The 18,279-nt window shown below is 73.9% G+C and carries 16 protein-coding genes; 8 read left to right on the forward strand and 8 right to left on the reverse strand.

The window, feature by feature from the left end; genetic code table 11:
- Positions 1–41: 41 nt before the first annotated feature.
- The 4 genes from H291_RS31220 to H291_RS32855 all read left to right on the forward strand — a co-directional run bounded on the left by H291_RS31220 (position 42) and on the right by H291_RS32855 (position 4,160).
- Positions 42–893, forward strand: a complete 852-nt coding sequence (locus tag H291_RS31220) for an MHYT domain-containing protein (protein ID WP_051109588.1) — start codon at positions 42–44, stop codon at positions 891–893.
- Positions 894–1,038: 145 nt separating this feature from the next.
- Positions 1,039–1,494: a MarR family winged helix-turn-helix transcriptional regulator gene (locus H291_RS0122295; RefSeq protein ID WP_020017247.1), complete on the forward strand. Its 456-nt coding sequence runs from the start codon at positions 1,039–1,041 to the stop codon at positions 1,492–1,494.
- Positions 1,491–2,798, forward strand: a complete 1,308-nt coding sequence (locus H291_RS31225) for an MFS transporter (protein ID WP_051109589.1) — start codon at positions 1,491–1,493, stop codon at positions 2,796–2,798. The genes H291_RS0122295 and H291_RS31225 overlap by 4 nt, the downstream gene beginning before the upstream one ends.
- Positions 2,799–3,131: 333 nt before the next feature.
- The gene (locus H291_RS32855; protein ID WP_020017249.1) at positions 3,132–4,160 is read left to right on the forward strand and encodes a hypothetical protein; all 1,029 of its coding nucleotides are present in this window, start codon (positions 3,132–3,134) and stop codon (positions 4,158–4,160) included.
- Between the two features lie 124 nt (positions 4,161–4,284).
- Here H291_RS32855 and H291_RS0122310 read toward each other — a convergent pair whose 3' ends face one another.
- The 4 genes from H291_RS0122310 to H291_RS0122325 all read right to left on the reverse strand — a co-directional run bounded on the left by H291_RS0122310 (position 4,285) and on the right by H291_RS0122325 (position 9,352).
- Positions 4,285–5,748 (reverse strand): NCS2 family permease, encoded by a 1,464-nt coding sequence (locus H291_RS0122310; protein WP_026366017.1) that lies wholly within the window; start codon positions 5,746–5,748, stop codon positions 4,285–4,287.
- Positions 5,749–5,785: 37 nt separating this feature from the next.
- On the reverse strand, positions 5,786–7,852 hold the full coding sequence (locus H291_RS0122315) for an acyltransferase family protein (protein WP_020017251.1): 2,067 nt from the start codon (positions 7,850–7,852) through the stop codon (positions 5,786–5,788).
- Positions 7,853–7,958: 106 nt separating this feature from the next.
- Entirely contained in the window at positions 7,959–8,489 is a 531-nt protein-coding gene (locus tag H291_RS0122320) for a CAP domain-containing protein (protein ID WP_020017252.1), read from the reverse strand.
- 11 nt (positions 8,490–8,500) lie between these two features.
- On the reverse strand, positions 8,501–9,352 hold the full coding sequence (locus H291_RS0122325; RefSeq protein ID WP_157237251.1) for a CAP domain-containing protein: 852 nt from the start codon (positions 9,350–9,352) through the stop codon (positions 8,501–8,503).
- Between the two features lie 237 nt (positions 9,353–9,589).
- On the opposite strand from H291_RS0122325, the gene H291_RS0122330 reads away from it, so the two are divergent.
- Genes H291_RS0122330 through H291_RS0122340 form a run of 3 tightly spaced genes read left to right on the forward strand, consistent with a single transcriptional unit; the run spans position 9,590 to position 11,765 of the window.
- Positions 9,590–10,552: a sulfotransferase family protein gene (locus H291_RS0122330; RefSeq protein ID WP_020017254.1), complete on the forward strand. Its 963-nt coding sequence runs from the start codon at positions 9,590–9,592 to the stop codon at positions 10,550–10,552.
- A complete protein-coding gene (locus H291_RS0122335; RefSeq protein WP_157237252.1) occupies positions 10,549–11,502 on the forward strand; it encodes a sulfotransferase family protein in 954 nt (317 codons plus the stop codon). The genes H291_RS0122330 and H291_RS0122335 overlap by 4 nt, the downstream gene beginning before the upstream one ends.
- Positions 11,503–11,528: 26 nt before the next feature.
- Positions 11,529–11,765 carry a hypothetical protein gene (locus H291_RS0122340; protein ID WP_020017256.1) on the forward strand — a complete coding sequence of 79 codons (237 nt, stop codon included), beginning with the start codon at positions 11,529–11,531 and terminating at the stop codon, positions 11,763–11,765.
- 11 nt (positions 11,766–11,776) lie between these two features.
- Here the strand turns inward: H291_RS0122340 and H291_RS33895 are convergent, their stop codons facing one another.
- The 4 genes from H291_RS33895 to H291_RS0122360 all read right to left on the reverse strand — a co-directional run bounded on the left by H291_RS33895 (position 11,777) and on the right by H291_RS0122360 (position 17,178).
- On the reverse strand, positions 11,777–15,025 hold the full coding sequence (locus H291_RS33895; RefSeq protein ID WP_020017257.1) for a sacsin N-terminal ATP-binding-like domain-containing protein: 3,249 nt from the start codon (positions 15,023–15,025) through the stop codon (positions 11,777–11,779).
- Positions 15,022–15,861 (reverse strand): DUF3027 domain-containing protein, encoded by an 840-nt coding sequence (locus H291_RS0122350; protein ID WP_020017258.1) that lies wholly within the window; start codon positions 15,859–15,861, stop codon positions 15,022–15,024. Before H291_RS0122350 ends, H291_RS33895 begins: the two co-directional genes overlap by 4 nt.
- Positions 15,862–15,883: 22 nt before the next feature.
- A complete protein-coding gene (locus tag H291_RS34825) occupies positions 15,884–16,258 on the reverse strand; it encodes a cold-shock protein (protein WP_020017259.1) in 375 nt (124 codons plus the stop codon).
- A gap of 182 nt (positions 16,259–16,440) precedes the next feature.
- On the reverse strand, positions 16,441–17,178 hold the full coding sequence (locus H291_RS0122360; protein ID WP_026366018.1) for a TetR/AcrR family transcriptional regulator: 738 nt from the start codon (positions 17,176–17,178) through the stop codon (positions 16,441–16,443).
- A 126-nt stretch (positions 17,179–17,304) separates the two neighbouring features.
- Here H291_RS0122360 and H291_RS0122365 point away from each other — a divergent pair, with 126 nt between their 5' ends.
- Positions 17,305–18,225 (forward strand): NAD-dependent epimerase/dehydratase family protein, encoded by a 921-nt coding sequence (locus H291_RS0122365; protein ID WP_020017261.1) that lies wholly within the window; start codon positions 17,305–17,307, stop codon positions 18,223–18,225.
- Positions 18,226–18,279 lie beyond the last annotated feature (54 nt).

The following is an 18,279-nucleotide window of genomic DNA, read 5'->3' on the forward strand; positions in this document are numbered from 1 at the left end:
TCCGCAACAGAGGGAACCATTTTGAGGGGCTGTTCAACAAGATGCCATTGATCGACCACTTCACCTTCGGGATCGTGACGCCCATCCTGGCGTTCGCGATCTCGTGCACCGGCGCTGCGACGGGCCTCGCCTGCACGTCCCGCGCCCGAGCAGCTGCGGGCGGAGCGCGCGCGGCGTGGCTCATCTTCGGCGCCATCGCGCTGGGCGGTACCGGGATCTGGGTGATGCACTTCGTCGCCATGCTCGGCTTCTCCGCCTCGGGCGTGACAATCCGCTACAACATCCCTGAGACCCTCCTCAGCGCCGCCATCGCGATCGTCGTCGTCGGGGCGGGCCTCTTCATCACCGAGCTCGGCAAGCGCAAGCTGCCCGCCATGCTGGTCGGCGGCGCGCTGGCCGGTGCGGGCGTCGCCGCCATGCACTACATGGGCATGGAGGCGATGGAGATGTCCGCACAGATCGCCTACAACCCGGTCTACGTCATCGCGTCGATCGTCATCGCGATCGTCGCGGCGACCGCCGCGCTCTGGTGCACCGTCCACATCCGCGGCACGCTCGCCACCATCGTGGCCACGCTGGTCATGGGCATCGCGGTGACGGGCATGCACTACACGGGCATGGCGGGCGTGTCCGTGGTCAACCCGGTCGACACCGTTCCCACGGGCGCCTCGACCATGCAGCTGCTCGTGCCGCTCGTCATGGCGGTGAGCGTCGTGACGTTCCTGCTCATCCTCGGCATCGGCCTCTGGCCCACCGAGGACGAGCTGCGCACGCAGGCCGAGTTCGAGAACCGGCTCAAGGCGCACAGCGAGCAGGGCCAGCGGTTCGAGAACGTGCAGCAGGAGCTCCAGCCGAGCGTCGGCCAGTTCGCGCAGTCGCACCGCGCGCGCTGACTCCTCGCGGCACCGTACGGCGAAGCGCCCGTCCCCCTTCCCCGGGGGCGGGCGCTTCGCCGTTCCCACCTGGGGCTTCTCCCGCCGTCCGACGCCGCGCGGTGTGACCACACCCACGTACCGTTAGCAAGGCTAATGAACTAGAATGGGGCGGGTGCCGTCGAGCTCCCGCAGGTCCAGCCGTAGCCCGGCGACCGTCGGGGGCGACCTCCGAGTCGCCCTCACCCGAGTGTCCCGCCGCCTGCGCGCCGAGCGCGGTGAGGCCGACCTCCCAGAGGGGCAGTTCGGGATCCTGACGGTGCTGCACCGACACGGCGAGATGTCCCCCGGCTCCCTCGCCGAGCACGAGCGCGTGCGCCCCCCGTCGATGACCCGAGCGGTGAACACCCTGGCCGAGCTCGGCCTCGTCGAGAAGGTGGAGCACGCGACCGACAAGCGCCAGGTCGTCGTCCGTCTCACCACGGCCGGCGAGCGCGAGGTCGCCGAGACCCGGCGGCGTCGCGACGCCTGGCTCACCAAACAGCTGTCCACCCTGACCGTAGAGGAGAGAGAGATCCTTGCAGGAGCCAGCGAGCTCCTGCTGCGGATCGCCGCTCGATGAGCGCAACCTTCGCCAGCCTTAAATATCGTAACTATCGTCTCTGGTTCGCCAGCGCTCTCGTCGCCAACATCGGCACCTGGATGCAGCGCGTGGCGCAGGACTGGGTCGTCCTGACCCTCCTGACCGACAACTCCGGCGTCGCGGTCGGCATCGTGACCGCGCTGCAGTTCATCCCGCACATCTTCCTGTCCGCGTGGGCCGGCCTGCTGGCCGACCGCGTCGACCGCCGCAAGCTCCTGATGATGACGCAGGGCGGCATGGGCGTACTGGGCCTCGGGCTCGGTGCGCTGGTGCTGTCCGGCGCTGCCGAGCTGTGGCACGTGTACGTGTTCGCCACCCTGCTGGGTGTCGTGAGCGCGATCGACGGGCCGGTGCGCCAGACGTTCGTCGCCGAGCTCGTGCCGACCAAGCGGCTCGCGAACGCCGTCGGGCTCAACTCGACGAACTTCAACGCCGCACGCCTCATCGGCCCCGGCGTGGCGGGCCTGCTCATCGCGGCCGTGGGCACCGGCTGGGTGTTCATCATCAACGGCATCGCCTTCGGTGCCGTGATCCTGGCGCTCACCCGCATGCGCGACCTGCGCGTGCAGCCCACCGCCTCGCGCGCCAAGGGGCAGATCCGCGAGGGCCTGTCCTACATCCGCGGGCGCAGCGACATCGTGGTGATCATGGTCGTGATGGGCGTGGTCTCCACGTTCGGCCTGAACTTCCAGCTCACCTCCGCCATGATGGCGCGCGTCGAGTTCGGACGGGGCGCCGGCGAGTACGGCATCCTCGGGTCCGTGCTCGCGATCGGCTCGCTCGCCGGTGCGCTCCTGGCGGCCCGTCGCGAGCGGCCGCGGGTGCGGCTCGTGCTCGGTGCTGCGTTCGCGTTCGCGATCGCCATGGGCATCCAGGCCGTCATGCCGACCTACCTCGGCTACCTGATCATGTGCATCCCGGTCGGCTTCGCGTCGCTGACCATGCTGACGTCGGCCAACGCCGCGATCCAGCTCTCGGTCGCGCCCGAGATGCGCGGTCGCGTCATGTCGATCTACATGATGGTGCTGCTCGGCACCACGCCGCTGGGCTCCCCCGTCGTCGGCTGGATCGGCGAGACGTTCGGCCCGCGGTACGCGGTGCTGATCGGGGCCGTGGCCACGCTGCTGGTCGCGGCGATCGCGACGGTCTGGGCCTACCGGACGTGGCACGTGCGGGTCCGCGCGCGGCTCTCCCGCGAGCACCGCATCCCGCGCCCGTACCTTCACGTGGAGTACCCGCCGGTGGCCGACCCGACCCCGGACCGCCAGGCCCTGGCGGCGTAGCCCGCGGGGCGGGCCGCGGGCCCGGCCCGGGAGGGTGGGCGCGAAGTGCGCTTCTACCCAGTCATTGGGCCCGGAATCGAGCTGATTCCGGGTCCAATGACTGGGTAGAAGCGCACCTTTCGTTTCGGGGTGACGACGACGGCCACGGCGGTCACGTCCGGGCCGACGGGCACAGCGGGCACGGCGGGGAGAGAGGAGCGGGACCACCGAAGGGACCACGCACGCCGGGGTGACTGACGACGAGCGCGACCACAGGGGGCCGTTCTCGACGGTTGTGCACAGGGCGGGCCGACGACGTCTGCCGCGCCGGCGCCGGGCTGGTGAAGTGGGTCCATGCCGAAGTCCTTCGTGATCCCGCGCGCCGCCGAGCCGATCCTGCGCCGGCAGGCCGGCCTGCTGTCCACGGTCCAGTGCGAGGAGCTCGGCATCGGCCGGGAGGTCCGGCGGCGTCTGGTCGGGCAGCTCCGCTGGACCAGCCCCGCGCGCGGCGTGTACGACACCGATCCCGTGCCGCTCGCCGGCCGGGTCCGGGACGACTGGTTCGACCACGCCGCGAGCTGGCGCACCTGGTTCGCGCTGCTCCTGCACGGTCCCGACGCCGTCGCCACCGGCTGCTGCGCGCTCGTGCTGCACGGCGTCTCCGGGCTGCCGCGGGACTTTCCCCTGGAGGTCGCTCGCGAGGACCGGTCGCCCCGGCGCACGCGGCACGACGTCGTCGTCGTGGACTACGCGCCGTTCCCCACGGTGCAGGTGGGCGACCGCGTGGTCGCCCGGATCGACCACGCCGCGGCGCAGGCGCTACGCCGGCTCCCCCGCCAGAACGCACTCGCCGTGCTCGACGACCTCGCCCGCCGGCACGGGTTCACCCCGACCCGGCTCGCAGAGCTGCACGACCTCGTCCGGCGTCGGCACGGCAGCGCCCGGCTCCACGAGCTCTTCGGGCTGGTCGACCCCCGCTCCGAGTCCTTCGCCGAGTCGGCGGCGCGACTGTCGTTCCACGACAACGGGGTGCCGCCCGACGACCTCCAGGTCCGGTTCGCGGCGGACGGCGTGGTCGTCGCGCGCGTCGACTTCGTCTGGCGGCTGCCCGCCGGGCGCTGGCTGGTCGTAGAGATCGACGGCGTCGGGCCGCACAGCACCCAGCAGGCCCTGGTCCGCGACGCCCCGCGCCAGAACCAGCTCCTGGCGGGCGGGCAGACGATCATGCTGCGCTTCCGTCCCGCGGAGAACGACCGACCCGGCGGCATCGGCGCGCAGGTCGCGAAGGTGCTCACGAGACATCACTGGCAACCGGGCCGGTACCCGTACGAGGGCACCCCGGTAAAGCTCCCCACCCCGGCCCTGTCCGGGACGGGAACGTAAAGGTGCGCTTCTACGCAGTCATTGGGCCCGAAATCGGCCTGATTTCGGGCCCAATGACTGGGTAGAAGCGCACCTTCCAGCGGCCGCAGGACGCGGGCCTCCCGCGGACGGCCGCGCGTCAGTGCTAGATGCCTACCGCAGCGCGGATCGGGCCCATCAGGAAGTAGACGAGGAACAGCACCGCCGCGACCCACAGCAGCGGGTGCACCTTGCGGACCTTGCCGACCGCGACCTTGAGCAGCACGTACGAGATGACGCCCGCGCCGATGCCGACCGTGATGGAGTACGCGAACGGCATCAGCACCATGGTGAGGAACGCCGGGATGGCGACCTCGAGGTTCTTCCAGTCGATGCCGGTCACCTGGACCACCATGAGGAAGCCGACGATCACGAGCGCCGGGGTCGCGGCCTCGTGCGGCACCATCTTCACGAGCGGCGCGAGGAACGTGGCGAGCAGGAACGCGATACCGGTCGTGACGGCCGCGAGGCCCGTGCGGGCGCCGTCGCCCACGCCGGACGCCGACTCGACGTACGCCGTGTTGGAGGAGACCGAGCCGGCGCCACCGCCGACGGCGGCCAGCGAGTCGACGATCAGGATCTGCTTGGTCCGGGGCGGGTTGCCCTTCTCGTCGAGCAGCCCCGCCTCGCCGCCGATGGCGACCATGGTGCCCATCGTGTCGAAGAAGTCGGCGATGAGCAGCGTGAACACGAGCAGGATGACGGCGATCGGACCGATCTTCTCGAACGAGCCGAAGAGCGAGAACTGGCCGATCAGCGAGAAGTCCGGCAGCGCCACCACGGAGTCGGGCAGCGCGGGGACGTTGAGCGACCAGCCGCCCGGGTTGTCCTCGGTGCGCTCGCCGATCTTCCCGACGGCCTCGATGACCACCGCGAGCACGGTCGAGGCGACGATCGCGATGAGGATGGCGCCGCGCACCTTGCGCACCATCAGGACGGCGGCCAGCAGCACACCGAACGCGAACACGAACAGCGGCCAGGCGCCGAGCGAGCCGCCCAGGCCGAGCTCCGTGGGCGTGGCGAGGGACGCGGGGATGCGCACGAAGCCGGCGTCGTACACGCCGATGAACGTGATGAACAGGCCGATGCCCACGCTGATCGCGATCTTGAGCTCGCGGGGCACGGCCTTGAAGACGGCCTCCCGGAACCCGGTGACCACCAGGATCAGGATGACGATGCCCTCCAGCACCACGATGCCCATGGCGTCGGCCCAGGTCATGCCCGGCAGCGCCGCCACGGAGAACGCGACGACGGCGTTCAGGCCGAGCCCCGCCGCGAGCGCCAGCGGGAAGTTCGCGATCACGCCCATGAGGATCGACATGACGCCGGCCACGAGGGCGGTCGCCGCGGCGATCGCCTCGATGTCGCCGCGGCCGTCCCCACCGCCGAGGAACTGCCCGGTGCCGTCGGGCACGCTCCCGAGGATGAGCGGGTTGAGCACGATGATGTAGCTCATCGTGAAGAACGTGACCAGGCCGCCACGCACCTCGGTCCACACCGTGGACCCGCGTTCGCTGATCTTGAAGAACCGGTCGACGGCGCCCATTCTCTGGGCCTGGTCCTGAACCATGGTGGGATGTTCCCCTTCGTTACCTGTTGTTGCCCGGCTACATGCCGCGCACCGCAGTCTGGAGCATCTTCTCCACGGAGCGCACCTGGGTCAGCACGTATCCGGCGCTGAGGTGGTGGAAGTCACGGTAGACGGGGTGGCTGACATCCCCGATCCGGCAGGTCTGCGTGTCACAGGTCTGCGCCCAGACGCCGTCCCAGGTGGAGACACCGTACTTCGCCGTTATTTCGGCGCTGATACGGGGAAGTTCACCGTTGGAGTCGTCCGCGTCGGCGCGCACCATGCTGCAGTCGCCGAGGCGGGGCCAGGGGCGGGTGAGGCACTCGAGAGGGTCGACGTCGAGCCGGGGGTTGTCCTTGACGGCCACCACGGCGGAGGCCACGTCGGTGAGGTGGGCGAACAGCTCTCCGTTGGCCTGCGCCCAGGTGCTGTTCGCCTCGGCCTCGGACATCAGGCTGCCGTCGGCGTGCAGCATGCGGTCGCCGTAGATGTGCGCCTGGCTGATCACCACGACGTCGGGTCGCAGGTCGTCGACGACACGCAGGGACTCGGCCTGGAAGGGCCCGCACGGGCCGCGGTCGGCGGGCTGCTCGACCTTGACCTCGGCGGCGGGGCAGCCGTGCCGCCAGCGGACGGCGAGGCGCAGGCCGGCGTCGGACGCGGCGGCGTCGAACGCGGGGATCCAGTGCATCGCGTGCGAGTCGCCGAGCAGCAGCACGGTGGTGGTCGAGGTGACGTCGCCGAGGAGGCAGACCTCGGTGCCCGTCGTCGTCTCGGTGTAGTCGGTGCAGCCGTAGGACGCGGGCTGGCCGCGCGTCTCCACGGCGGTGGCGTAGGGCTCCTGCTCCAGGACGGCGCTGGTCGCGACCCGCGTGCCCGCGACGACGCCGCCCACGGCGAGCCCGATGACCAGGGTCACCGCGGCGGTGCGGCGCCACGACCGCATGGCGCCGCTGAACCGGATCGGGTTCTCGACCCAGCGGTAGGTGGCGAACGCCGCGCCGAGGGCGGCGACCGAGGCGAGCACCTTGATCCAGGTCGCGTCGTTCTGCACCGCGGCCGTGGTGAGCACCACGAAGGGCCAGTGCCAGAGGTACCAGGAGTAGGAGACGTCGCCGAGGCGCTGCAGCACCGGCAGGTCGAGCACGCGGTCCACCCAGGTGCCGGGCGCCGAGACGCTGCCCGCCGCGAGGACCAGCAGCGCGCCGCCCACGGGCAGCAGCGCGATCGTGCCGGGGAACGGGTCGGTCTCGTGCACGAACGCGAACGAGAGCGCGAGCAGCACGAACCCGGCGGTGCCGAGCAGCGCCCGCAGCAGGGCGGGCCGCAGGCGGGAGCGCTCGGCGAGCCGGCCCCAGGGCAGGGTCGCGACGAGGGCGGCGCCCGCGAACTCCCAGGCGCGGGTGGGCAGGATGTAGAAGGCCCAGTCGGGGACGGTCGCCGTGAGCCACGCCGACGTCGCCAGCGACACCACGAAGGTGCCGGCGAACAGGAGCTGCAGCACGCGGCGGGACGGGACCCGGGTGCGCCGGGCCACGGCGACGGCCAGCAGGATCAGCAGCGGCCAGAAGATGTAGAACTGCTCCTCGATGCCGAGCGACCAGGTGTGCAGGTACGGGCTCGGCGTGACGGCGTCGGAGAAGTAGTCCTGCCCCTGGTACGGGAAGAGCAGGTTGGAGACGAACAGCATGGCCGACGCGGCGTGCCAGGCGAGGCGCCCCCAGACCAGCGGCGACAGGATCAGCAGGCACGCGAGCAGCGTGACCGTGACGACCAGCGCGAGCGCGGGCACGAGCCGGCGCATGCGGCGGGTCCAGAACTCGACGAGGTCGACGCGGCCGGTGCGGTCCACCTCACGCAGCAGCAGCGAGCTGATGAGGTACCCGGAGATCACGTAGAAGACGTCGACGCCGGTGAACCCGCCGGGGATCGCGATCCCCGCGTGGTAGACGACGACGGCGAGCACGGCGACCGCGCGCAGCCCGTTGATGTCGGTGCGGAACGCGTGGCCGGTGCCGGAGGTGGCGAGGGCCTGGTCCGCCCCGCCGGTCTCCCGGGCCGGGTCGGAAGGTCGGTCGACGGCGGTGGTCGTCGCCTGCGCCAATTTTTCTCCTGCGGTCGTTCCGGGCGGGTGCTCTTGCGCGCATCACACCATAACGGCCGCGGCGGGCCAGGTTGCCCCGGTATCGCGGAGGCCCTGGGGAGACTCGTCAGTCGAGGAACATGTGGGAGCAGACCAGCCTCGGCTGGGTCGCGGTGCCGCCGTCGGCGACGCAGCCGATCGCGCCGCGCCGCAGCTCCCCGCTGGCGAGGTTCTCGAGGTGCGCCGGGGAGTCGATCCAGGCCTGCACCACGGTCTGCGGCGGGTCCACGCTGCGGCTCAGGTTCTCGGCCACGAGCCCGCCCGGGCACTGGTCCCGCACGGGCGGCAGCGGAGCGTGGGTCAGCTCGGGCGCACCGATCAGCGCGGCGGCGCGCTCCACGGCGACGGGCTCGAGGCACGGCTCGTGCTCCAACGGGTCCAGGCCGATCTGGACCCGGGCGGCGTTCACGCCGTCCTCCAGCGCGGCGGCGTACTGGTCCGGGTCGGTCAGGTCGATGCCGGCGGGCGCGGTCCAGGTCGCCTGGGGCGTCGCCGTCAGCATCGGGGTGCCGCCCCTCCCGGGCAGCGTGGTGCAGGCGGTGAGCAGCGCGCCGGCGGCCACGAGGGTGACGGCGAGGCGGATCGGGTGACGGGGCACGCCGCAGGTTCTCATGCCAGGAACACGTGTGCGCAGATCATGACCGGTGCGGCGGGGTCGCCGCCGTCGGGCACGCAGGCGATCGCGCCGCGGGTCAGGCCGCCGTTCAGGATGTTGGCGCGGTGTCCCTCGGAGTCCATCCAGCCCTGGGCGGCCTCTGCCGGCGTCCAGCCGCCCTTGGCCAGGTTCTCGGCCACGGCCGTGGTGGGGCAGGCGTCGAAGATCGGGCCGAGCGGCGCGTGCGCCAGGTCCTTGCCGACGAGCGCCTGCGCGCGTGCGAGCGCGACGTCGTACGCGCAGTCGTCGTGCGCCAGCGCGGCCAGGCCGTTCGCCGTCCGGTGCCCGTTCACCGCCTCCTCCAGCGCCTGCGCGTACTGCACGGCGTCGGTCAGGTCGGGCGCGGCCGCGCCACCACCCGCGCCACCGCCGGAGCCCGCACCAGCGCCGCCCTCACCCGCCCCGGAGCCGCCACCCGCGCCCGAACCAGCGCCCTCGCCCGGCAGCGGCTCCCGGTCGTTCCCGCGCGACGCCGAGCCGCTGGGCGCTGCCTGCACGTCGACGGCGGCAGCCTCCTGGTCGCGCTCGCCCTCGATCGCCCCCACCGAGGTGGGACCGGCGGACGGTGCCCGCTCGACCGGTATCGCCACGCTGACCACCCCGGGAGCGGCGCCCGGCGCGGGCCGGGGCTCGGCGCCGGGGGTGAGGAGCGCGGCGCATCCCGTGAGGCTCGCGCACACCGCGACGGCCAGCAGGCCCCGTGCGAGCGGCGCCCGCGCCGGCCCACCACCCCCACGGGCGAGGGCCCCGCGCGTGGTGCGCGCAGGCGTGGCCGCGGACGACGTCGTACCGGGTGCTGGGGACACAAGCCGGGACAATACCGGCAAACACGATGGTATGGAATGCCTGAAAAGTCTTATCTATACGCACCGGGATTCGGCACTGTATGTCATGAAGGCCACGAATAGTCCGAACTCCGCACAAAGAAACCCGCCCGCGAATTACGGCGATCGGACGATTCGGGTCGCACGCGGTACATTCATCGCATATTTTTGCGGGGCACCAGCGACCCCTTTTTCGCCGAGCAGCTGAGGTACCCCCACATGTCCGGAACGAGCACGAGTGGCGCGCCCTGGAACGACCATCGACTCGTCTTCATCGGCGGCCTGCACCGCAGCGGCACCGCGCTCGTGGCCCGCATCATCGGGTCGAGCCCCGACGCCTCCGGACTGACCGGAACCGGTACCTCCATGGACGAGGGACAACACATTCAGGACGCTTATCCGGGCGCCCTGGGTAATACCTCCCAATGGTCCTTTCATCCGCAGGCGCACCTCACCGAGGAGGACGCGCGGCGCACCCCCGACGCCGCCGAGCGGATCTGGCAGAGCTGGTCGCCCTACTGGGACCTCGACCGCAGGGTGCTCGTCGAGAAGTCCGCGCCCAACCTGACCAAGACGCGCTACCTCCAGGAGCTCTTCCCGAAGGCGCGCTTCGTGGTGGTCACCCGGCACCCCGTGGTGCAGGCGCTGGCCGTGCGCAAGTGGGCCACCCGCACGCACGGGCGGTTCACCTACGGCTTCCCCCGGCTCGTCGAACACTGGGTGCACGCGCACGACGTCTTCGCGCAGGACGCGCTGCACATCGAGAACCTGCTCGTGCTGCGGTACGAGCACCTGATGCGCGAGCCCGTGCGCGAGCTCGACCGCCTCGCGCGGTTCCTGGACCTCGACCTGGCCGACGGCGGCCGGGTCCGCGCCATGGACACCGACCGCAGCAGCCGTTACGCCGAGCTGTGGGAGACCGGCGGCCGCGGGCACCTCGCGGGCCGCGTGCGGCACCACCTCGCGCACCTCGGCTCGCGGCGCGGCACGCCCCGGGGCGACCTGGTCCGCGACGTCACCGACGTGGCCCTGCTCCCCCGCTACCGGAGCGTGGTCAGCGAGCACCTCGGCGAGCGGATCCGGGCTCACGGCTACGACCTGGACGTACTGGACCGCGCGGTCCCGTGGGCCCCGGCGGCCGTCGGGCCGGCGCCCCTCGGCCCGGCGGCGGGTGCCCGATGACGACCGGTCCCCGCGTCGTCTACGTCACCGGCCCCGGCAACAGCGGCACCGGCACGCTCGCCGGCGCGCTGCGGCAGTTCGGCCTGACGGTGCCACGCCCGGAGGTCTTGCCGGACGCCCCGGACCCCCGCGGCTCCTCCGAGCCGCAGTGGGTCGTGGACTTCCACGAGGCCCTGCTGCAAGCGGCCGACGTGCAGCCGGCCGACCCCCGGCCCCTCGCCTGGCACCTCGTCGACCGGGCGGGCGCCGAGGCGGACGCCCCCGGCGAGATCCGGGCCTGGCTCGCCGCCCGGACGGCGGAGCACGGCGACCTGGTGATCAAGGACCCGCGGCTGCTCTGGTTCCTGGAGCACTGGCAGGCTGCGGCCGCCGCGACCGGCGCGGCGGCGTCGTGCGTCACGGTGCTGCGCCCGCCCACGGAGGTGGTGGGCAGCAGGGTGTCCGACGACGGGGACGCGCTGGTGGACCGGCTGGCCGGCTGGATCAACCTGATGCTCGGCACCGAGCTCGCCACGCGGGCCACGCCGCGCGCCTTCGTGCGCTACTGGGACCTGATCCACGACTGGGACGGCCCGGTGTTCGACGCCGCGGCCGCCCTCGACCTGCCGATGGTCGACCCGCGGGACACGAGCGCCGTCGAGCGGGTGGACGCGTTCATCGACCACACGCAGCACCGCGTCGAGGTCACGTGGGACGAGATGCCGGTGCCGGCGCCCCTGCGCGCGCTGGCGGACGACACCTGGGCCGCCCTCGACGCCCTCCCCGAGCACGACGACGCCGTGACGCGTGCCGAGTTCGACCGGCTGCGCGCCCTGTACCCGTACGTGCACCGGAAGGTCGCCGGGTCTCCCGCACGGCGGATCGCGCGGATGGTGCCGCCGGCCATGGTCCCGCCGCCGGTCCGGCGTGCCGGAATTCACCCGCGCGGCGTCGGGCTACGACGGGCTTGACGAGCCCTTGTCCGTACACTGACAAGGTGCCAACGATCCGCTCCCTGCTGGTCCACCCCGAGGAGCGACGCCCCAGCCCGCCGGCCCCGCACGCCGATCTCTACCGCGTGTTCGGCGCGGGGATCGGGCTGTTCGCGCTCGGGCTCGTGGTCGGGGTCGTGCTGCTCCTGACCGGGCGCGGCACCGTCGAGGGCGTTGCCATCTGCGGCACGGGCGTTGTGCTCGGCGGGCTGGGCCTCGTCTGGGCCCGCCGCCACCGGTAAGGCTCCGGCGCTCAGTCCCGCCCGCTGTCCCAGGCCCGCTCGGCACTGAGCACCTCGGCCCGGTCCGGGTCCCGCAGCACCGCCTCCAGCAGGAGGGGGTCCGCCCCGGTCAGCTCGGCCAGCGCCCGGGCGAGGCCCGCGGGCGACACGGCGTGCGGTACCTCCCCGGCCGGTGTCGCGGAGACCCACCACGCGACGGGCCGGCCCTCCACGGTGAGGACGTCGTGGCTGCGCCACGTGTCCGGGGCGCCGGGAACGACGGCGCGGACCCGGGCGTCCAGCTCACTCACCTCCCCGGGCCCGTCCGGGGCGAGGTCGGACGCGTCCTCCAGCGGGAGGTCGAGGAGCTCGGCCAGGGCCCCGGCGACGTCGGGCGGCGCGGGGACCACCGGACCGAGCTGGGCCCACCGGGGCGACGCCGCCACCGCGAGGTCGTCCGTGCTCTCCACCGTGACGCCGTCAGGGCCGAGCGCGGGCAGCCGGCCGGGCGCGATGCCGGGCCCGTCCGCCCGCGCGAGCGCGGCGAGTCCCGACCAGACGGCGCGGGCGACGACGGCGGGCACCCGCCCGGCCGGCCCGGACCCGGCGTCGGGCAGCCGGTCGAGCACCGTCGCCCAGTCGCGTCCGGGCAGGTCAGCCAGGTCGTGCAGGCCGCCGAGGGCGGCCAGGAGGTCGTCGTCCAGGCCCGCAGTCGCGGGCGGCGCGGGCGGGAGCAGCGGCGTGTCCCCGAGCGCGAACGGCGCCCCGAGCCGGCGGCGCAGGAACCACGCCGTGTACGACACCGCCTGCCGGTCCGGGGCGTCCGGCGAGCGCACCGGGGTGAGCAGCGCGCGGCGCAGGTCGGGGTCGGCCGCGATGCGGGTCAGCACGGCGGCGAGCGGGCCGGCTCCGGCGTCCGCGCCGTCGGGCAGGGCGTCGAGGTCGGGCACGGCCGGCACGTCGCCGATCCACGCACCCGCGCCGAGCTCGTCGGCCAGGTGGTCCAGGTAGTCGTCCCAGTCGGAGAGCCAGCCGGCCGGGTCGTCGGGGCCGTAGTCCGCCTCGTCGTCCTCGTCGGGCGTCACGACGTCGGCCACCCGGTAGACGCCCAGGTCGGCGCGGGCCCCGGCGGCGGCGAGGGTGTCGGCGCCCCAGCGCGTGACGACGTCGTCGGGCACCTGGACCAGGTCGAGGTGCCGGGCCGCCCAGGTGCCGGGCAGCGCGACCTCGCGCAGCGGGGCCACGCCGTCGTCCGCCGCGACGGGCAGCTCCCCCAGCCAGAACGGGAGGTCCCCCGGACCGGACTCGGCGACCGCGAGCCGCACGAGCTCGAGCACGGCCGACACGGTCTCGTCGGGAGCCGGGTCGCCGTCGTCGAGCACGTCCTCGGCCGCGGCGAGGGCAGCGGACCGGACCCCGGCGTCCGCGAGGAGCCCGCGCGGGGTGGTCGGCGTGGCGCCGGCCCGTTCCAGCACGGGGTGGGCGGCGTCCGGGTGGACCACGCGGACGCCGAGCGCGCGGGCGATACCGGCGAGCCGCGGGGCGTCCAGCAGCACGGTCCCCCGGGGACCCCGGGTCACGCGGCCGTCCGCGAGCGGCAGCGGGGCCCCGGCGACCGCCTCCAGGACCGCGGGCTCCGCGGTGTGCGCGGCCAGGGCGTCGAGCGCCGCGTGCACCACGCCCGGTTCGGGCGGGAGGGCCTCGACGAGGTCGGCGAGGTCCAGCGGGTCCGCGCCGAGCGAGCGCGCGAGGGCCTGGTGCCGCACGGGGACCGTGACCAGCGCCCTGGGGGCGCCGGGGGCGAGCGCGCGGGCGAGCGCCGGATCCTCGCCGAGCGGCCCCGTGACGAACGCGGCCTCCCGCGGGGCCACGAGCGGCACGTCACCGCGCTCGACGGCGCTGTCCGGCTCCCCCGGCTGCCCGGGCGAGGCGGGCGGGAGCAGGGGTACGTCACGCAGCGCGACGTCGGCCGCGGCGCGGACCGCCGCGTCCACGTCGCCCGCCGGGAGCCCGGTGGGGACCAGCCCGAGCACGTCGGGACCGCCGACGCCATCGCCCGGCCGCCCGGCCCCGAGCTCGCCCAGGAACGCTGCGTAGGCGCGGCCGGCCTCGGCGGCGACCCGGTCCGACGTCGGCCCCGGGAGCACGCCGCGGCGTCCGGGGTCGACCGGGAACGAGGCGATCAGGAGCGCGGGGAACGTGAGCCGTACGTCCGTCGGGGTGGGCGCGTGCAGCGTCGGCCCGGCCGCCGTGCGGCTCCCCGACGTGGGCAGCGCCCAGAGCACCGACCAGTCCGCGCGGCGCGCCTCGGACGGCAGCGAGTCGTCGGGCTCCAGGGTTCCGGACGCCCGGTGCACCCGCCAGCGCGTGCCGACGTCGCGCAGCACCCGCGGGGTGGCCCGGTGTGCCGCGCTGCCGGGTTCAGAACCCGGCTGACCTGCGAAGTCGTCCTCGATCACCAGCTCGTCGAGCGCGGGCAGCGCGAGCAGCAGCCCGTCGTCGACGGCGGCGAGCTGGGCTCGGACGGCGGCGACCGCCGCGGCGTCGCGCAGAAGGAGCTCGACGACGGTGTCGGGCTCGTCGGGAGTGGTCCCGGGCGCGGCGAACGGAAGCCGCAGCACGGGCAAGGCGCTCCCCCGCGCGCCTGCCACACCCACCACCCGGTCCCCGGCCGCGAGATCGGTCGGTTGCCCTGAGACCGGTCCGACGTCGGACCGGTCTCGATGCAGGGGACCGATCTCGTCCGCGCCGCCGGGCGCCAGCCCCAGCTCCGCGCGCGTGTCCGCGAGCGAGAAGCGCACGCCGCCCGTGCGCGAGCGCACCTGGATCTCGTCCGACACCGACCGGACCGCGGCGAACCCCACCCCGAACCGGCCCACGACGCCGTGGGACGGCCCGGCTCCCGCGCCACCGGCCCCGCCGGACTTCGCGGAGGCGCGCAGGGCGGCCAGCGAGGCCACCCCGTCGACGTCGAGCGGGGCGCCGGTGTTGGTGGCGACGAGCCACCACCCGGGCTCGACGCCGGCCGCGCCGGCCGCATCGCCCGTCCCACCCGTGTCGGGGCGCGGCTCCAGGGTCAGCGTCAGCCGGCCCGGCACCCCGGCGCGCGCGGCGGCGTCCGCCGCGTTCTGCGCGAGCTCCACCACCACCCGGTCGCGGTACCAGCCGCGCGCGTGGTCCTCCTCGGAGTTCGCGTCCTCGCGGAAGCGCGTCGGGGACGCGCGCCACGCCTCGGTCACCGCGCGCCGCAGCGCGCCGGTGCCGAAGGGGTCGTGGGTCACGCGGAGGGTTCGTCCCCGCTGCCCGCGGGCGCGTCGGAGGCCGTGGCCACCTGCTCGACCTCGTTCTCGTCGATCAGCGGGGCCGGCGCCGGCCAGTCGGTCGGGTGGGCCTCGACGTCGGTCTCCGAGTGGGCGCCGCAGCCGTGGTCGAGCGAGACGACCTTGCCGTCGTCGGGCGACCACTCGTTGGCGCAGACCCCGAAGAGCTGGCCCATCGGGCCGGACAGCGGGATGAGGAACGCGCAGTCCGTGCACTCGGCCGCCGCGGCGACGGCGCCGGCGGACGTCGGCCCGCGCGAGCCGCGGTACCAACGCTCGGCCGCCTCGTCGCGGCCCTGCGGGGACAGCACGCGGGCGCGGGCGAGGGCGAGCTCGTCGATCGCCACCTCGTCGACCTCGGGGTCACCGGTCGCGGTGTAGCCGGGCTCGAGCCGCGGGTCGTCGGCGCGGAAGGGCAGCACGTCGCCCGGGCCGACGTCGCCCGGGCGCAGCCGCTCGGACCACGGCAGCCAGGCGGGGGCGAGGATCGCCTCGTCGCCGGGCAGCAGCTCGACCTCGCTGATCGTGGCGGTACGGCCGCGCGGCACACGCGTCACCGTGACCGTCCAGTGCCAGCCGCGGTAGCCCCGCATGGTGGCGGCGAAGCGGTGCGAGACCACCCGTTCGTCCTCGAAGAGGGTGCCGAGGTGCTCCCCGACGTCCTCGGGTCGCTCGGCGACCTCCTGTGCGGCGGCGCGCGCGAGCTCGGCGGCACCGTTCAGGACGGCGTCTCGGCTGGAGCGTGCGGTGAGCCGCCGGAAGGGCGTTCGTGCGGCGGGCGCGGTGATCGTCACCATGTTCCTCGGGACCTCGTGGGTTTCAGGCGTCGAAGTCGTCTGCGACCTTGCGCAGCATCTTGGCAAGCGTCTCCGGGTTCTTCGGATAACGCCCCTTGCGCAGGTCATTTGCCACCCGGTCGAGCATCTGCGTCAGATCACCGACGATGACAGCCATGTCGTCGGCGGGCTTCCGCTTCGCCTTGGCGACCGACGGCGCGGCGTCGAGCACCTTGACCGCGAGCGCCTGCGGACCGCGGCGGCCGTCGGCCACCCCGAAGTCCACGCGCGCGCCGGGCTTGGGCACGACGCCGTCCGGCAGCGCGGAGGCGTGCAGGAACACCTCGCCGCCGTCCTCGTTGGCGATGAAACCGAAGCCTTTGTCGGTGTCGAACCACTTGACCTTGCCGGTGGGCACTGCGACCTTCTTCTGTGCTTGTCGGTACTGCTCGCGAAACTGCTCATGGTGGCCCGGGGTGCTGCGGCTGACGCGCTCTCTCCGGACTCGTTGCACAAGGTTACCGGGCGGATGCCTGCCGCGTCGCATGCATTGACCACTCTTCGCCCACGGGGTTCCTCCTGGCCGCCCGTTCGCGGGCCTCAGGCCCCGATCCCGAGGTCGGCGGCGAGCCGGCGCGCCACCTCGTCGAGCCACGCCTCCGGGTCCGCGACCGAGCCGACCTGGTGCCCGAACAGCTCGAAGGAGATCAGGCCGAACAGCGTGGTCCACGCCATGATCGTGCGCCGCACCGCCTCGGCCACGGCGTCGTCCGCCAGGTCGGTGCCCGACCACAGCTCGTGGTCCGCGATGAACGCGAGCGCGGGCGCGACCGTCACGGGCGCGCCCCCGGGCCCGCCCGGACCCGGCGCGGCCACCGGCCGCGCCCCCGCCGCGTAGGCGTCGCCGACGATCCGGGCGAGCACGGTGACGACGCGGACGGCGGGGACCACGGTGTCCCGCGGCGCGGCGTATCCGGGCACGGGGGTGCCGTACAGCAGCCCGAACTCCCCGGGGTGCGCCACGCACCAGGCCCGCACGGCGCGGAGGACGGCCAGCCAACGGGCACCGGCGTCCGCCCGGTCGGCGACGGCGGCGTCGGCGGCCTCCGCGGCCTCGCCGAGCTCGTCGTACGACTCGATGAGCAGGGCGGTCAGCAGGGCGTCCCGGCTCGGGAAGTACCGGTACACGGCCGAGGACACCATCTCGACGTCCCGCGCGACGGCGCGCAGGGAGAGGGCAGCGGCGCCGTCGGTGGTCAGCCGCGCGCGGGCGGAGTCGAGGATCTCGCGGGTGATCGTCTCGCGGGCGAGGGCGCGGGCGGTGCGGGCGGGACTCATGCCGCCCAGGTTCGCATGGTGGATCACTGCACACAACCGAGAGCACCGCTCTTGCCAAGGCGCATCCGCTCGTGCCACGCTTACGGCACGAGTTGAGAGCACTGCTCTCGGATTGGAGCATCGATCATGTCTGACCGTCACCTCATCGTCGGCGCCGGCCCCGTCGGCCGCCATGTCGCCGCCCTCCTGGCCGAGCGCGGGTCACAGGTCACCGTCGTGAGCCGCTCGGGCCGCAGCACCGGGATCGACGGCGTGGAGCACCTCGCCCTCGACGCCTCCGACGCCGACGCCCTGGCCCGCGCGGCCGAGGGCACCGACTACCTCTACAACTGCGCCAACCCGGCCGACTACACCCAGTGGGAGCGCGTGTGGCCGCCGCTCGCCGCGTCCCTGCTGTCCGCCGCGGAGCGCTCGGGCGCGGTCTACGCGATCACCGGCACCCTGTACCCGTACGGCCCCGTCGACGTGCCGATCTCGGAGGACCTGCCCGACGCCGCCACGGACCACAAGGGCGTGCTGCGCGCCCGGATGTGGGCCGACGCCCGCGCCGCGCACGAGGCCGGGCGCGTGCGGGCCGTCGAGATCCGGGGCTCCGACTACATGGGCCGCGGCGTGGGCGGCAACGGCCACGTCTCGCGCGTCGTGCCGGACGCGCTGCGGGGCAAGCGGGTGCTGATGATGGGCCGCACCGACCAGCCGCACACCTTCACCGACGTCGCCGACGCCGCCCGCACGCTGGTCGCCGCCGCCGAGGACCCGGGCGCGCACGGCCGCGTCTGGCACGTGCCGAGCAACGCGCCCGTCACGCAGGCGCGGGCCCTGGCCGACGTGCTCGCGACCGCGGGGAAGCCTCCGGTGCGGATCACGTCCCTGCGCGGCGCCGGGCTGGCGGCGGCGGCCCTGGCCGTCCCCTTCATGCGGGAGATGCGCGAGATCATCTACCAGTGGGAGCGGCCGTACGTGCTGGCCGACGCCGACGCCCGCGCCCGCTTCGGCATCACCCCGACGCCGTGGGCGGAGGTCTGCCGCCGCACCGCGCAGGTCTGACGGCGCCCCGGCGCCGGCGGCGAGCACCGCTGAGGGCGAACAGCGCTGACGGCG

It is taken from the genome of Promicromonospora sukumoe 327MFSha3.1 (genome assembly GCF_000385135.1).
Lineage (GTDB): Bacteria > Actinomycetota > Actinomycetes > Actinomycetales > Cellulomonadaceae > Promicromonospora > Promicromonospora sukumoe_B.

Excerpts from the sequence above, each read along its gene's own strand:
- H291_RS0122360 (WP_026366018.1), bottom strand. The coding sequence starts at position 17,178 with ATGAGTCCCGCCCGCACCGCCCGCGCCCTCGCCCGCGAGACGATCACC.
- H291_RS0122365 (WP_020017261.1), top strand. The coding sequence starts at position 17,305 with ATGTCTGACCGTCACCTCATCGTCGGCGCCGGCCCCGTCGGCCGCCAT.
- H291_RS31220 (WP_051109588.1), top strand. The coding sequence starts at position 42 with ATGCCATTGATCGACCACTTCACCTTCGGGATCGTGACGCCCATCCTG.
- H291_RS0122330 (WP_020017254.1), top strand. The coding sequence starts at position 9,590 with ATGTCCGGAACGAGCACGAGTGGCGCGCCCTGGAACGACCATCGACTC.
- H291_RS0122310 (WP_026366017.1), bottom strand. The coding sequence starts at position 5,748 with ATGGTTCAGGACCAGGCCCAGAGAATGGGCGCCGTCGACCGGTTCTTC.
- H291_RS0122335 (WP_157237252.1), top strand. The coding sequence starts at position 10,549 with ATGACGACCGGTCCCCGCGTCGTCTACGTCACCGGCCCCGGCAACAGC.
- H291_RS32855 (WP_020017249.1), top strand. The coding sequence starts at position 3,132 with ATGCCGAAGTCCTTCGTGATCCCGCGCGCCGCCGAGCCGATCCTGCGC.
- H291_RS0122350 (WP_020017258.1), bottom strand. The coding sequence starts at position 15,861 with ATGGTGACGATCACCGCGCCCGCCGCACGAACGCCCTTCCGGCGGCTC.
- H291_RS31225 (WP_051109589.1), top strand. The coding sequence starts at position 1,491 with ATGAGCGCAACCTTCGCCAGCCTTAAATATCGTAACTATCGTCTCTGG.
- H291_RS0122295 (WP_020017247.1), top strand. The coding sequence starts at position 1,039 with ATGGGGCGGGTGCCGTCGAGCTCCCGCAGGTCCAGCCGTAGCCCGGCG.